Here is a 15,486-nt window from a genome sequence, read left to right on the forward strand (position 1 = left end):
TCTGTAGAGTGTAAGGAAAACCGGATTGAGTGAGAAGCAGCCAAAAACCCCACCATCTCTGGCGGAACAATTACTCGGTATCGTGCGCGAGAGTGGTCTTATTCTGCTGGTGGGTGCCAACCTGTTCCTGGTGCTGGCGCTGATAGGTTATGACCCCAGAGACCCCGGGTGGTCTCATCTGGGTTATCAGCCCCAGGTTGAAAATTTTACCGGCACGGCAGGTGCCTGGCTTGCGGATGCGGCCATTTCGGCAGTGGGGGTTGGGGCTTATCTGCTGCCGATCCTCTTGTTGATGCCGGCCTGGCGTTTTCTGCGTCGCCCCAAGTACGGGCTGATCGACAGTTTGCCGTTTTTGATGCTGCGTAGCACAGGCGCCATGCTGTTTTTGCTCAGTCTCTGTGCTTTGGCCTCTATTCATCTGTCCAATGAAGGGTTGCATTATCCCTTTACGGTCGGCGGAATTCTGGGTGAAGCGGTGTCTGACTGGAGTGTCGGCTGGTTCAGCGTGGCGGGCAGTTCGGTTGTGTTCTGGACGCTATTGTTGCTGGGCGTAACCTTTTTTGCCGAAATGTCCTGGCGTGACGCGCTGGAAAAACTTGGTGGCAGGATTCTGGGTCTGGTCGATGCCATTAAGGGGCGTTTTGCACGCGGGCTTCCCTTGCCAGGCAATACGCTGGAAACCGAACCGCAGTGGCGAGATGAGATTCCCGAGCAGCCGGTGGCGCGCACACGCCCCGTGTCCAAGCCACGTCCACCTGTGGAAGAAATGCCGGAGCCGCCCTTGGTGACCAACAGGGTTGAGCCATCTTTTGACCCTGTAGTCGCGAAGCCGGAACCGCCGCGCCAGGCACGGTCGACGGCCCCGGCTCCTGTGCCCGAGAAAACGGAATCGGTGCCTGTACGCACCGAGCGTGTTGCTCCGGTGGCGGAAGCGAGCCGACCATCGACACCGGCGAGCGATGATGCGGTCGCTAAAAAGAGCCTCAAAATCGTACCGCTGTCCGAGACGCACAAGCCGCTGCCGGAAGAAGCCGATCAGCAACCGGCACAGGTGCCGAAACGCAAACAGCTCCCGCGTTTGCCGTCACTGGATCTGCTTGATCCGCCAGCTGAACAGCAACAGCAGGGGTACAGCGAAGATGATCTGGAGCAGATGTCGCGTCTGCTGGAAGACAAGCTGAATGACTTCGGCGTCAAGGCCGAGGTTGTCGAAGTTAACCCCGGCCCCGTGATTACGCGCTTTGAGCTGCAGCCCGCACCCGGAGTCAAAGCCAGCAAGATCTCCAACCTGTCACGCGACCTGGCACGTTCCATGGCCGTAACCAGCGTGCGTGTTGTCGAAGTGATTCCCGGCAAGTCGGTTGTGGGGGTCGAAATTCCGAATGAGGTCCGGCAAACGGTTCAACTGAGCGAAGTACTCAATGCCAAACCCTATCTTGAGGCGTCTTCACGCCTGACACTGGCGTTGGGTAATGATATCGCCGGCAATCCGGTCGTTGCCAACCTGGCCAAGATGCCACACTTGCTGGTGGCGGGCACCACCGGCTCGGGTAAATCGGTGGGTGTCAACGCCATGCTGCTGAGCTTGCTGTTGAAGGCAACTCCAGACGAGGTACGCCTTATTCTGGTTGACCCGAAGATGCTGGAACTGTCCATTTATGAAGGCATTCCGCACCTGCTGACGCCGGTTATTACCGACATGAAAGAGGCGGCGGGTGGCCTGCGCTGGTGTGTGGCCGAGATGGAGCGTCGCTACCGTCTGATGGCCAAAATGGGTGTACGTAACATTGCCGGCTTTAACGACAAGGTTATCAATGCCCAGGAGGCTGGACAGCCCATTCCGGACCCTCTGTGGAACCCGCAGGAACATGGCTACCCGGATGATGAACCGGCTCCTCTGCTGGAGTCGCTGCCATACATCGTGGTGGTGATCGATGAATTTGCCGACATGATGATGATGGTCGGCAAAAAGGTTGAAGAGCTGATCGCGCGTATTGCCCAGAAGGCACGTGCGGCCGGCATACATCTGATTCTGGCCACTCAGCGACCGTCCGTGGATGTCATTACCGGCCTGATCAAGGCGAATATTCCGACTCGCATCGCCTTCCAGGTATCGTCCAAGATCGACTCACGTACCATTCTGGATCAGGGCGGAGCGGAAAGCCTGCTGGGTTATGGTGACATGCTATATGTGCCTGCCGGTACCAGCATTCCCAATCGTGTCCACGGCGCCTTTGTCAGTGATGACGAAGTCCATCGGGTGGTAGAGCAATGGAAGCTCCTGGGAGCGCCGAACTATATCGACGTGAACCTGTCCGAAGGGGGAGGCGAGTCCGGCGCCGGGGGCGGTTACGATGATGAACAGGACCCCCTGTATGACGAAGCCGTCGCCTTTGTGACCGAGTCGCGCAAGGCATCGATCTCAAGCGTACAGCGTCGATTGAAAATCGGTTATAACCGGGCCGCCCGAATGATCGAGTCAATGGAAGCGGCGGGCGTTGTGTCTGAAGCAGGCAGCAACGGTCAGCGTGAAGTGCTGGCTCCGCCACCCCCGAGGGATTAAACATGTTGAAAGCGATGATGACAAAAACACTGGCGGCAGCGGTGTTGGCGATGGGGTTGAATGTCGCCTGTGCCAGCCCGGTTGACGAGTTGACCGACCTTCTGTCCGGGCATGACGCAGCCAAGGCGACGTTTACTCAGTTTGCCCTGAGTGGCGATGGCGTCAAGGCGGAAGATTCCAGTGGCCATTTCGTGGTCGCCCGTCCCAACCGTTTCCGCTGGGTGACTGAGGCACCGTTTCTGCAGGAAATCGTCAGTGACGGCGACTATATATGGATTCATGATCCGGACCTGGAGCAAGTCACGCGAAAGCCGGCAACCGGGCAAAATAACAGTGCGCCGGCCATGATTCTGAACGGTCAGATCAAGCAGCTCAGCGAGCGCTTCAGTATTGAGCGGATTGATCGTAACGAGGGCGGCACTGCCCTGTATGAGCTGAAGCCCCTGGATGCTGAAAACAGTACGTTCACACGTATTCGCCTGTTGTTTGACCAGGAGCGTATCAGTGAACTGTCCATGGAAGACAGCCTGGGGCAACGCAGCATGCTTGTGTTGCATGACCTGGAATACGACCCTGAACTGGAAGCCGGTGTGTTTGAATTCATACCGCCAGAAGGCGCAGATGTGATTCTGGACCCGGGTCAGTAATGCAAGACCTGTTCAGCGATCAGATCAAGGGTTACCAGCCACTGGCAGCCCGTATGCGTCCCACTACGCTGCAAGGCTACATTGGGCAAAGCCACCTGCTGGCTTCGGGCAAGCCTCTGCGTCAGGCATTGGAGCAGGGTGCGATTCACTCCATGATTCTGTGGGGACCGCCCGGCGTCGGCAAAACCACGCTGGCACAACTGGTTGCACATCAGGTGGATGCTCATTTCATGACCGTCTCGGCGGTTCTGGCTGGCGTGAAGGACATCCGTCAGGCAGTGGATGAGGCCCGACAGGTCAAGGCTCAGAGCGGCCGCATGTCGATTCTGTTTGTGGACGAGGTACACCGATTTAACAAGTCGCAGCAGGATGCCTTCTTGCCCTATGTGGAAGATGGAACCGTGATTTTCATTGGTGCGACAACAGAAAACCCCTCGTTTGAATTGAATAACGCGTTGTTGTCGCGCGCCCGTGTATACCTGTTGCGTTCCTTGACTCAGGAGGAGCTGCATCAAGTGATCGAGCAGGCACTGAATGATGTGGAGCGCGGTCTGGGCGGGCAGTCCCTGCAGATCCCGGATGACATGCTGGAACAGTTGGCACTGGCCGCCGACGGGGATGCCCGGACGGCACTCAACCTGCTGGAAATCGCTGCCGATCTGGCGCAGGATCAGCCGGATGGCAGTCGACGCCTGACACCCGACCTTATGCGGGAGGTCTTGCAAGCCGGAGGGCGCCGCTTCGACAAGGGGGGTGACCAGTTTTACGATATGATATCGGCATTCCACAAGTCGGTGCGCGGCTCATCCCCGGACGGAGCGCTCTACTGGTACTGCCGCATGCTGGATGGCGGTGCCGACCCCTTGTACGTAGCCCGCAGGCTGGTTGCCATTGCCTCTGAAGATATCGGCAACGCTGACCCTCGTGCCATGCAAGTGGCCTTGTCCGCCTGGGATGCCTTTGAGCGTGTCGGGCCGGCCGAGGGCGAGCGCGCTATTGCCCAGGCGGCCATTTATTGTGCCTGCGCTCCTAAAAGCAATGCGGTCTATCGTGCTTTCAATCAATGCATGGCCGAAGTGCGTCAGGAAGGCTCTTTGCCAGTCCCCGAGCATCTGCGCAATGCCCCAACCGAATTAATGAAAGACTTGGGGTATGGCGCCGAATACCGGTATGCCCATGATGAACCGAACGCCTATGCGGCTGGTGAATGTTACCTGCCCGAGGCCATGGCTGATCGGTGCTGGTATCAGCCCGAAACACGTGGCCTGGAAATTAAAATTGGCGAGAAACTGCAACACCTGCGCCAACAGGATAAGCAGAGCCCTCGGCAACGCTACGGGAGGCGGCGATGATGCAGATGTTCGCCGTGGCTCTGGGAGGTGCACTGGGTGCTATGGGGCGCTATTGGGTGAGCGGGCTGTTCAATAACGCCGCCTACAAACTCCCTTTAGGGACGCTGACCGTCAATGTGCTGGGTTCCTTCCTGATGGGAGTCTGCTTTGTCTTGATCCTTGAGCGCACCCGTCTGCCTGCCGAGCTGCGTCCCCTGTTGATGGTCGGTTTTCTGGGAGCCTTTACGACCTTTTCCACCTTTTCGCTGGAAACCGTCGCGCTGATCGGAGAAGGGCATGTCATGTCGGCGCTGATTTATATATTATTAAGTGTTTTATTGTGCATTGCGGCACTTGGTGCCGGATTGTGGCTGACCCGTTTGTTCTGATAACAAGGTAAGTTTGATCTCATGCTGGATCCCAAATATGTACGTGCCAACCCGGAAGAAGTAGCCGTTCGTCTGAAGAAGAAGGGTTATGAGTTCCCGGTGGATCAGTTTGTTGAGCTGGATAATCAGCGCAAGTCTATCCAGACCGAAACCGAAAACCTGCAGAACGAGCGCAATACCCGATCGAAAGGCATTGGCAAGGCCAAGGCCGCCGGGGAAGATATTCAGCCGCTGCTGGCCGAAGTGCAGACTCTGGGTGATCAACTGGATGCCGCCAAAGAGCGTCTGAACCAGGTTCAGGTGCAGTTGGACGATTTGCTGCTGGGCGTACCCAATATCCCACACGAATCGGTACCGGAAGGTGCCGACGAGGACGATAACGTAGAAGTACGTACTTGGGGCACGCCGGCAGAACTTGATTTCGAGCCACTGGATCATGTCGCGCTGGGCGAGAAAAACGGTGGACTGGATTTTGAAACCGCAGCCAAACTGACGGGCTCACGCTTTGCCGTGATGAAGGGCAGCATCGCTCGCCTGCACCGTGCGCTGACACAGCTGATGCTGGATACTCATGTGGCCGAACATGGCTACGACGAAATCTACGTGCCCTATATGGTGAATGCCGATTCACTGCAGGGTACAGGTCAGCTGCCCAAGTTTGAGGAAGATTTGTTCCGCATTCCCTTTGGTGAGCGTGATTACTATTTGATCCCAACGGCGGAAGTGCCGGTCACCAATACTGTACGTGACGAAATCGTGGATGCAGCCAGTCTGCCGCTGATGTACACCTGCCATACTCCATGTTTCCGTTCTGAAGCCGGTGCGTCCGGACGTGATACCCGCGGCATGATCCGTCAGCACCAGTTTGACAAGGTCGAACTGGTTCAGGTGGTTGAACCGGGTAAATCCTGGGACGCCCTGGAAGCACTGACCGGGCATGCCGAAGCTATTCTGCAGAAGCTGGAACTGCCTTACCGTGTCGTTGCGCTCTGTGGCGGCGACCTGGGCTTCAGTGCTGCCAAGACCTACGATATCGAAGTCTGGCTGCCGGGGCAGGGCAAGTTCCGCGAAATTTCTTCCTGCTCCAATATGGAAGATTTTCAGGCGCGCCGCATGAAGGCGCGCTGGCGTAACCCGGAAACCGGCAAACCTGAACTGGTTCATACTCTGAACGGTTCCGGTCTGGCTGTGGGACGTACGCTGGTTGCAGTACTTGAAAACTACCAGACAGCCGAAGGGCGGATCCGCGTTCCGGAAGCACTGCTGCCTTACATGGGCGGCGTTACCGAGCTGTAAACAACAATACTGCATGATCAAGCCCCGTCCTGTACGGGGCTTTTTATTATCAATGCCTCAGGACCACTGGCAAGCGTCTGCTTTCATGGATACGGATCAAGAATCCCGCGAGGTGACGAGCGGCCGCTGGGTGCATCAGGTATACTGGCGCGGTTAGGGGAAAGGCCGTTACTGGGGAGTGAATGATGAAAATGCGGTATGACGTTCTGATTGTAGGCGGCGGCATGGTAGGCTCGGCTCTGGCCTGTGCGCTGGGTAACAGCGGTCTTTCAGTGGCCGTATTGGAACGGCGCTTACCCCCGACATTTACCCCTGAGCAACCGCATGACTTGCGTGTGTCTGCACTCAGCATTGCCTCCGAACGCTTTCTGCAGAATATTGGCGCCTGGGACGGCATTAAGGCGCGGCGCAGCTGCCCGTACAAGCGCATGAAAGTCTGGGAAAGCGATTCCCGACAAGGTGCAACCGAATTTAATGCGGCCGACAGCGGTTATACCCATTTGGGCCATATCGTTGAGAACCGAATCGTTCAGCTGGCATTGCTCGAGCGTGTCCGCCAGTTTGACAATATTGATCTCATCTCGCCGGCACCGACCCGGCACATTGATTATGTTCCCGGCGCTACCCTGATTGAACTTGAAAACGGCGAGCAGCTAGTCGGACGTTTGGTTATCGCTGCCGATGGCGGTGATTCCGTGGTGCGCCAGACGGCCGGTATTGGTGTAACCAAATGGGATTACCACCAGCATGCCCTGATTGCCGGAGCCACAACAGCCTATGGTCAGGAAGATATTACCTGGCAACAGTTCACGCCTTCAGGTCCCTTGGCATTTCTGCCACTCAGTGGGCATAACGCTTCAATTGTCTGGTACAACACGCCCAACGAAGTCAAACGCTTGCTGGCCCTGTCTGATGCGGAATTTAAACAGCAGTTACACGCGCGTTTCCCCGCCGAACTGGGTGAAATTACCGACATCCAGGGACGCGGCAGCTTTCCGTTACGGCGCCAGCATGCCCATCGCTATGTGCTGGAGGGCCTGGCTCTGGTCGGTGATGCGGCGCACATGATTCATCCGTTGGCGGGGCAGGGAGTGAATATCGGTTTGCTGGACGCGGCATCTTTGGCCGATGTTCTCCTGACGGCGCAGGCTCGAGGGGAGGGCGTCGATTCCTTGCCGGTACTGGCGCGCTATGAAAATCAGCGCCGACGCCACAACCTGCTGATGATGCAGGTGATGGATGGCTTTTATCACGTTTTCAGCAATGATGTGGTGCCCTTGAAGCTACTGCGTAATCTTGGGCTGGGATTGGCGGGGCGTGTTCCTCCGGCGCGCAAGCGGGTCATGGAGTTTGCCATGGGCATTCGCGGCACCTTGCCGGACTTGGCACGCTGAAACAAAAATGACCGCCAAAGCGGTCATTTCAATGGCCTGATCAGACGATATCAGGCGGAGGCGGCACTGCTGGCTGCGGAAGAAGCCTTGCGTACCGGCTGCTTGACCGCAGGCTTTGATTCGGCTTTCGAGGCCTCTGCTTTGGCGGTTTCTTCCGCTTTCGGCATCCAGCCACTGAGATCAAAGCCTTTCATATCGAATGCCGGCAGCTCGAATTTGCTCAGGTCAAAGCATGGCAGGTCGTTCATGGATTCGAGACCCTGCTCCAGCAGAGAAGTAAACTCTTCACGTACTTCGTTCAGCGCGGCGAGTTCCTGCTCAGCCGTATCGCTCCACTTGGCTTCCTGCTCTTTGATAAAGCTCATCTGCAATTCAAAGGCTTCCTTGGGCTCTTTGACTTCAGCCAGTGCCTTGAACTGGGCGAGGCTCGCATTGACCGATGTGGTGAACAGTTCAGATTGCAGGGAAAAGATTTTCTCGGCGGCCTTACGATTCAGCTCAACCAGCTGAGTCATCGGCTTCATTTTGTCCTGCATATCCTTAAGCATGTTATCGTACATAATCACTCACCTTATTTTAATGCAATTGAAACGTATGTGCTGAGCCCTGTGATTACTGCGGTGCAGCAATCTGCATACTAAGTGGTACCCGCCTGATATTACAATCGCATTGCCTGGGTAACTGCCTCATGCTTGATACGTCTCCCTGTTCAGCCACATCACAAGACCTTGCTCAGGAGATGTTCACATTTGCCCGGGCCAAATCTGAAGCGGGGCGCTGCCAGGTTACCCGGGCAGCGCACGGGCGTCTTTACTTGGTGTTCTTGTCTGCGGCCATGTCCATCGGTTTCATGAACTTCTGCAGTTCGGTCATGAAGGGCATGTCCTTGACGTCACCCAGTTCGGCAACGCTTTTTTCAATCAGGCCGGTCAGTTCTTCACGGGCCTCAACCAGAGCAGCCATTTCCTTTTCAGCCACATCGGTCAGCTTGGCTTCAATCTCTTTCAGGTACTTGACCTGCTGTTCGACTGCAGCCTTGGGATCGCGTACTTCAGACAGCGTTTTCATCTGGTTCAGGCTGGCATTGACGAAATCCGACACATAAGCAGACTGCAGAGAGATCAGCTTTTCGGTGGTCTTTTTGTTGATTTCAGCCATGTCCATTACCGGTTTCATGGAGTCTTTCATCTGTTCGTACATGGGGTCACCTCTCAATGACATAACAGTGGGTGTACTGCGCTTTTGTGCATTGCAACATAGGGTTTACTTTATTGGCCAATAAATAGGCTGTCAAGCAATTTTTGTGCGCTGCACAAATAAAACAGAGGCCGCCTGTCACTACGAACCGAATCGCCGGTGCTGGTTGAAAATCACTGCTCCCGGCACCTGTACCGACCTGCAATGATGAGTGGGAATCGTTACAATGCGGTAAATACCTTCTCAACCGTTAAACGATAAGGCCTTTCATGCACGCAGAACTTTGTCATCCCACTTTCCGCTTCCTGCAAAGCCGAGCAGTGGAGGCCCTCAACATTGAAGTGGCCGAGTACGAGCATATCGCAACCGGTGCGCGGCATTACCATATTGCGTCTGATTATGATGAAAACGTATTTCTGGTCGCCTTTCGTACCGTACCGGAAGATTCTCGCGGTGTAGCGCATATTCTGGAGCATACGGCGCTGTGTGGCAGCGAGCGATATCCCGTGCGTGATCCCTTCTTCATGATGACACGCCGTTCGTTGAACACCTTCATGAATGCCTTTACCAGCAGTGACTGGACGGCCTATCCGTTTGCCAGCCAGAATCACAAAGATTTTTTCAATCTGTTGGATGTGTATCTGGACGCCACGTTCTTTTCTCGCCTGGATCCTTTGGACTTTGCGCAGGAAGGTCATCGCGTCGAGTTTGAGGAGAGCGGTAATTCTGATTCGGCTCTGGTATACAAGGGTGTTGTCTATAACGAAATGAAGGGCGCGATGAGCTCACCGGTTTCCACTCTGTGGCAAACGCTGACACGCTACCTGTTCCCGACAACCACCTATCATCACAACAGTGGCGGCGAGCCCGATGCCATTCCTGATTTGAGCTATGAAGACCTGCTGGCGTTTTATCGCAGCCATTATCACCCCAGCAACGCCATATTCATGACATTTGGCGACCTTCCTGTACAAACGCTGCAACAGCGCTTCGAAGAAAATGCCCTGTCGCGCTTTGAGCGCCGTGACGAGGTGATCGCCGTCGCTGATGAAAAGCGCTACTTTGCCCCGGTGCGTGTGGAAGAGGCCTATGCGCTGGCACAGGAAGACCAGAGTCAGTCAACACACCATGTACTGGGCTGGTTGCTGCCGCGCTCCATCGACCTGAATGAGTTGATGCAAGCACATCTGCTGAGCCGAGTCCTGCTGGACAACTCCAGCTCGCCGCTGCGGGCGGCTCTGGAATCCAGTAGCCTGGGGAATGCACCTTCGCCGTTGTGCGGTTTGGAAGATTCGAACCGCGAAATGAGTTTCATGTGTGGCTTGGAAGGCAGTGAGCCGGAACATGCCGAAGCATTTGAAGCGCTGGTACTTGAAACCCTTAACACCATCGCGGAAGAAGGTGTTTCTCAAGAAATGGTTGCGGCACAGCTGCATCAGCTTGAATTGAGTCAGCGTGAGATTACCGGTGATGGCTACCCGTTCGGCCTGCAATTGATTCTGGCATCCATGCCGGCGGCTATTCATCGCGGCAACCCGATCGGTGTGCTGGATATTGACCCCGCTCTGGAAATTCTGCGCGAAAAGGTCAAGGATCCGCAGTTCATCCCGAATCTTGTACGCCGCTGGCTGCTGGATAATCCGCACCGAGTACGTTTGACGTTGCGCCCCGATGCCGAACTGGCCGATCGCCGTGATACTGCCGAGGCGGCCCGTCTTGAGCAGATCAAATCGGCCATGAACGCGGAACAAAAGCAGGCCGTGATTGAACGTGCCGAAGCGCTGGAAGCACGTCAGCAGCAAGTGGATGATGACAGCATCTTGCCCTGTGTCACCCTGGAAGATGTACCTGCCGAACTGCACCTTCCTGCACCAGACGCGCTGGCACAGGGACCGGCGGCGACAACCTGGTTCAGTGCCGGTACGAATGGTCTGACATATCAGCAGGTTATTGTTGATTTGCCGGAACTTGGTGAACACGAGCAGGCCTTGCTGCCCCTGTATACCTATTGCCTGACCGAGCTGGGCTGTGCCGAGCGTGATTACCGTGCCAATCAAGCCTACCAAAGCCAGATCACCGGTGGACTGCATGCCTACACCAGCCTGCGTGGCTGCGTGAGCGATGAGCAGCAGGTGAGCGGTTATCTGGTGATGTCAGGTAAGGCATTAAGCATCAATAGTGACAAATTGACGGCCTTGATGGCTGAAACGCTGGAACATGCGCGTTTTGATGAGCAGGCACGCATACGTGAAATTGTGGCACAACAGCGTGCCCGACGTGAGCAAAGTATTACCGGGTCCGGTCATGCTCTGGCCATGATGGCCGCTGCTGCGGAGCTTGCGCCGGTTGCACATTTCAGTCACCTGACACGAGGTCTGGAGGGTGTACGTCGGGTCAAGCAGCTCGATAAGCGTATCCAGGAAGAGGCCGAGCTAACCAAACTGGCCACTGACCTGGCCGTTTTGCACACGCGCATCAAGGTGGCTCCTCGGCGCTTCTTGCTGGTCGCCGAAGAGGAGCATCAGCAGGCCATTTTGAGTCAGTTGACGCAGTATTGGTCTGATCAACCAGAAGTGACAGAATTTGCGCCGCTGGTGCTACCGACAACGCGTTCGGCAGTCAAACAGTTGTGGCTAACCAATACCCAGGTCAACTTCTGTGCCTGCGCGTTCCCGACAGTACCGACCGGTCATCCGGATGCGGCGGCATTAACCGTTTTGGGCGATTTCTTGCGGAACGGGTACCTGCACCGCGCCATTCGTGAAAAAGGTGGCGCCTATGGGGCAGGGGCCGGGCAGGACAACGGTGACGCGGTCTTCCGTTTCTTCTCGTACCGCGACCCGCGTGTCGAAGGGACTTTGGAAGACTTTGCACGAGCTGTCGACTGGCTGGCTGAATGTGATAATGAGCAGCAGCGTCTGCAGGAGGCTATCTTGGGCGTCATCGGCTCCATGGATAAGCCAGGTTCCCCGGCCGGGGAGGCCAAGGGTACCTACCACAGCAGCCTGTTCGGGCGTACGCCCGAAGTTCGCCAGGCCTTCCGGGAACAGATTCTTGCGGTAACACTGGATGATCTCAAGCGGGTCGCCAAACATTACCTGCAGCCGGAACATGCCAGTGTTGCGGTCGTGACCAACCAGAAAGTGGCCGATACACTGCCAGCGGATTTCGTACGCATCGAAATCTGACCAAACTCGAACCGACCTTCAGGGCTGCCCGGAATACCGGGCGGCCCGTTTTTGTTTGGAGAAAATATTGACCCTTACCCCTCTTGTGCAGGGTGCTGTGCTGATCCTGCTTTCGGAATGGATGCTGGTTGCCAGCGGCATCATTATCCGCCATCTTAGCGACACCTTGCCCACCGAAGTTCTGGTATTTCTGCGCAACAGCCTCGGCCTGGTATGGCTGCTGCCCTGGATTATTCGGCGCGGACGGCGTGAACTGCCAACCCGCCGAATTCATTTGCATCTGGTGCGTGCCCTGGTCGGTATTACGGCCATGTCCTGCATGTACTACTCTTGGGTCAACTTGCCGTTGGCTCAGGCCGCCTTACTCAAGCAAACAGCTCCTTTCTTCATGCCGTTGATTGCATTTTTATGGTTGGGAGAACGTATTAATGCGGCCGTGCGCTGGGCCATTGTTATCGGTTTCTTTGGTGTCATGCTGGTTCTTCAGCCAACCACGGGGAGCCTGAACCCGGCCGTGCTGATTGCACTGGTGGGAGCGGCACTGGGCGCGACAGCCAAGGTGTCGATTCGCGCCATGCGCACAACCGAGTCGCCACAGAGAATTGTTTTCTACTTTGCGTTCTTTGGCTCGGTATTGGCCGCAGTGCCGGCCTGGTTGGTATGGGTGATGCCGCAGGGGGTTGACTGGTTATGGCTGTTGGCTCTGGCGGCAGCATCGACGTTGGCACAGCTTTTTCTCAGTCGAGCCTATGGGCTGGTCGGGGCGGGTACGCTGGGACCCTTTACCTATGCATCCATTCCCTTTGCCGCTCTGGCCGGCTGGTGGTTGTGGGACGAGGCGCTTGGTATGGCGACGCTGGCCGGGATGGGACTGATTATTGCCGGTGGACTGCTGGTGCTGAAAGGGAAGGGGTGAGGTGATTCATCCCTGACAGTGATAGAGCTTTTAAGCATAAAAAAACCGGAGCTTCAGGGAGGCTCCGGTTTTTCAAACAGGCTCACATCACGGGATTAATCCGGATGGCGTGAGTCCCCTGGTCGGCAATTACTTGCAGAAACCGTCCAGAATCTGGTTGAAGGTTGCGCTCGGGCGCATAACCTTGGCAACCACATCCAGGTTTGCGTGGTAGTAACCATCCAGTTCAGCCGGTTTGCCCTGCACAGCATTCAGCTCTTCAACGATCTTCTGCTCGTTTTCAGTCAGAGCATCAGCCAGAGGCTTGAATTCTGCAGCCAGGTCGGCATCTTCGGTCTGTGCCGCAACTTCCTGCGCCCAGTACATGGCCAGGTAGAAATGGCTGCCACGGTTGTCCAGTTCACCCGCCTTGCGAGACGGTGACTTGCCGTTTTCCAGCAGACGTTCGGTTGCCTTGTCCAGTGCCGCAGCCAGCACTTTGGCGCGCGCGTTGTTCTGCTTGATACCCAGCTCTTCCAGAGAGACACCCAGTGCCAGGAATTCACCCAGAGAATCCCAGCGCAGGTGGTTTTCCTGCTCAACCTGCTGTACGTGTTTCGGTGCAGAACCGCCTGCGCCGGTTTCGTACATGCCGCCACCCGCCAGCATCGGCACGATAGACAGCATCTTGGCAGACGTACCCAACTCCATGATCGGGAAGAGGTCGGTCAGGTAGTCACGCAGCACGTTGCCGCTGACGGAAATGGTGTCCAGACCACGGATCATGCGCTCCATGGAGAAGCGAATCGCTTCATTGTAAGACATGATGTGGATTTCCAGACCTTCGGTGTCGTGCTCCTTCAGGTATTCCTTGACCTTTTTGGTCAGTTCCAGGTCGTGAGCACGTTCCTGGTCCAGCCAGAACACGGCCGGAGTGTTGGACTGGCGAGAGCGGGTAACAGCCAGCTTGACCCAGTCACGGATCGCCGGATCTTTGGTCTGGCAGGCACGCCAGATATCGCCTTTCTCGACGTTGTGCTGCATCAGGACATTGCCCGCAGCATCAACAACACGCATTACGCCGTCAGCCTGAACTTCGAAAGTTTTGTCATGAGAACCGTATTCTTCGGCTTTCATTGCCATCAGACCAACGTTCGGTACTGTACCCATGGTAGTCGGATCAAATGCACCGTTGGTTTTACAGAAGTTGATGACTTCCTGGTAGATACGGGCATAGGTGGACTCGGGCATAACCGCCTTGGTGTCCTTGGTTTTGCCATCGCGGCCCCACATCTGGCCAGAGCTGCGGATCATGGCCGGCATGGACGCGTCCACGATAACGTCAGACGGGATGTGCAGGTTGGTGATGCCTTTGACGGAATCGACCATTGCCATTTCCGGACGGTGTTCGTAGCAGGCGTGGATCGCTTCTTCGATTTCGTCCTGAGTAGACTGAGGCAGAGTCTTGATCTTTTCATAGACACTGCTCATACCGTTATTCGGGTTAACGCCGATTTCGTCGAACAGCTCACCGTATTTATCGAACACTTCACGGTAGAACACACGCACCGCGTGGCCGAATACGATCGGGTGAGAGACCTTCATCATGGTCGCCTTGACGTGCAGGGACCACATGACGCCGGATTCTTTACAATCCTGCAGTGTTTCTTCGAAGAACGCGTCCAGTGCCTTGGCGCTCATGAACATGCCGTCCAGTACTTCGCCCTTGTCCAGGCTCAGTTCTTTCTTCAGCTCAGGCTGGCCGCCTTCGGCGACAAACTCGATGCGCACATCACCGGCATCAGCCATGGTGATGGACTGTTCGCTGGAGAAGAAGTCGCCGCTACGCATGTAGTCAGCGTGAGAGCGGGAAGCCTTGCTCCACTTGCCCATGGAATGCGGGAACTTGCGAGCGAATGCCTTGACCGCAGCCGGAGCACGACGGTCGGAGTTACCCTGGCGCAGAACCGGGTTTACAGCGCTGCCCAGAATTTTGGCGTAACGGGCATTAGCATCTTTTTCTTCGTCGGTCTGCGGGTTTTCAGCAAATTCGGGAATATCGTAACCCTGTTCCTTCAGCTCCTTGATGGCGGCGCGCAGCTGAGGTACGGAAGCACTGATGTTCGGCAGTTTGATGATGTTGGCTTCCGGGTCCTTGGTCAGATCGCCCAGGAACGCGAGGCCATCTTCAACGCGCTGTTCTTCGGTCAGGCGCTCGGGGAAGGCGGAAAGGATACGGCCAGCCAGAGAGATGTCACTCAGATCAACTTCGATATCGGCAGTAGACGAGAAGGTGCGGATAATCGGCAGCAGCGACGCAGTCGCCAACGCCGGGGCTTCATCAGTAAGGGTATAGATGATTTTTGATTTTGTAGACATGTTTTTCCCCGAAATGATTTATGGCTGGATTGCCAAAGGCTCTTCGGACGATGCGTAAAATCGTCCTGCGCTATCCAATAGAGGAGCCCGGCGCTTGTAAATCGGCTACAAATTATAATGCTTGCAGGGGGGATTTCATACCCGGGGAGTATCGACTTAGGGATAACGCAGCCGGATTTTGCCCTCGATTAGCTGCAACGGAGTGTT

At 55.9% G+C, this 15,486-nt stretch carries 11 protein-coding genes; 8 read left to right on the forward strand and 3 right to left on the reverse strand.

All coding sequences use genetic code 11. The features are described 5' to 3' along the window. Positions 1-25: 25 nt before the first annotated feature. From H1S06_RS06960 to H1S06_RS06985, 6 genes are all read left to right on the forward strand, one after another. Positions 26-2,563 carry a DNA translocase FtsK gene (locus H1S06_RS06960; RefSeq protein WP_181738610.1) on the forward strand — a complete coding sequence of 846 codons (2,538 nt, stop codon included), beginning with the start codon at positions 26-28 and terminating at the stop codon, positions 2,561-2,563. Positions 2,564-2,565: 2 nt separating this feature from the next. After that, on the forward strand, positions 2,566-3,210 hold the full coding sequence (gene lolA, locus H1S06_RS06965) for an outer membrane lipoprotein chaperone LolA (protein ID WP_255482933.1): 645 nt from the start codon (positions 2,566-2,568) through the stop codon (positions 3,208-3,210). Then, entirely contained in the window at positions 3,210-4,562 is a 1,353-nt protein-coding gene (locus H1S06_RS06970; protein ID WP_181738620.1) for a replication-associated recombination protein A, read from the forward strand. The genes lolA and H1S06_RS06970 overlap by 1 nt, the downstream gene beginning before the upstream one ends. Continuing rightward, positions 4,559-4,930 (forward strand): fluoride efflux transporter CrcB, encoded by a 372-nt coding sequence (gene crcB, locus H1S06_RS06975; protein WP_181738622.1) that lies wholly within the window; start codon positions 4,559-4,561, stop codon positions 4,928-4,930. Before H1S06_RS06970 ends, crcB begins: the two co-directional genes overlap by 4 nt. A 21-nt stretch (positions 4,931-4,951) precedes the next feature. Then, positions 4,952-6,226, forward strand: a complete 1,275-nt coding sequence (gene serS / locus H1S06_RS06980; protein ID WP_181738624.1) for a serine--tRNA ligase — start codon at positions 4,952-4,954, stop codon at positions 6,224-6,226. Between the two features lie 185 nt (positions 6,227-6,411). Then, a complete protein-coding gene (locus H1S06_RS06985) occupies positions 6,412-7,620 on the forward strand; it encodes a UbiH/UbiF/VisC/COQ6 family ubiquinone biosynthesis hydroxylase (RefSeq protein WP_181738626.1) in 1,209 nt (402 codons plus the stop codon). Between the two features lie 50 nt (positions 7,621-7,670). Here the strand turns inward: H1S06_RS06985 and H1S06_RS06990 are convergent, their stop codons facing one another. After that, complete coding sequence (locus tag H1S06_RS06990; RefSeq protein ID WP_181738628.1) at positions 7,671-8,180, reverse strand: phasin family protein; 510 nt, start codon at positions 8,178-8,180, stop codon at positions 7,671-7,673. Between the two features lie 250 nt (positions 8,181-8,430). Next, positions 8,431-8,820, reverse strand: a complete 390-nt coding sequence (locus H1S06_RS06995; protein WP_181738630.1) for a phasin family protein — start codon at positions 8,818-8,820, stop codon at positions 8,431-8,433. Between the two features lie 266 nt (positions 8,821-9,086). Here H1S06_RS06995 and H1S06_RS07000 point away from each other — a divergent pair, with 266 nt between their 5' ends. Together H1S06_RS07000 and H1S06_RS07005 are read left to right on the forward strand one after the other, a co-directional pair. Next, the gene (locus tag H1S06_RS07000) at positions 9,087-12,005 is read left to right on the forward strand and encodes an insulinase family protein (protein ID WP_181738632.1); all 2,919 of its coding nucleotides are present in this window, start codon (positions 9,087-9,089) and stop codon (positions 12,003-12,005) included. Between the two features lie 67 nt (positions 12,006-12,072). Further along, positions 12,073-12,921 carry a DMT family transporter gene (locus tag H1S06_RS07005; RefSeq protein WP_181738633.1) on the forward strand — a complete coding sequence of 283 codons (849 nt, stop codon included), beginning with the start codon at positions 12,073-12,075 and terminating at the stop codon, positions 12,919-12,921. Between the two features lie 129 nt (positions 12,922-13,050). Here the strand turns inward: H1S06_RS07005 and H1S06_RS07010 are convergent, their stop codons facing one another. Continuing rightward, the gene (locus H1S06_RS07010; protein WP_181738635.1) at positions 13,051-15,279 is read right to left on the reverse strand and encodes an NADP-dependent isocitrate dehydrogenase; all 2,229 of its coding nucleotides are present in this window, start codon (positions 15,277-15,279) and stop codon (positions 13,051-13,053) included. Between the last annotated feature and the right edge of the window lie 207 nt (positions 15,280-15,486).

This window comes from Marinobacterium marinum (assembly GCF_013868415.1).
Lineage (GTDB): Bacteria > Pseudomonadota > Gammaproteobacteria > Pseudomonadales > Balneatricaceae > Marinobacterium > Marinobacterium marinum.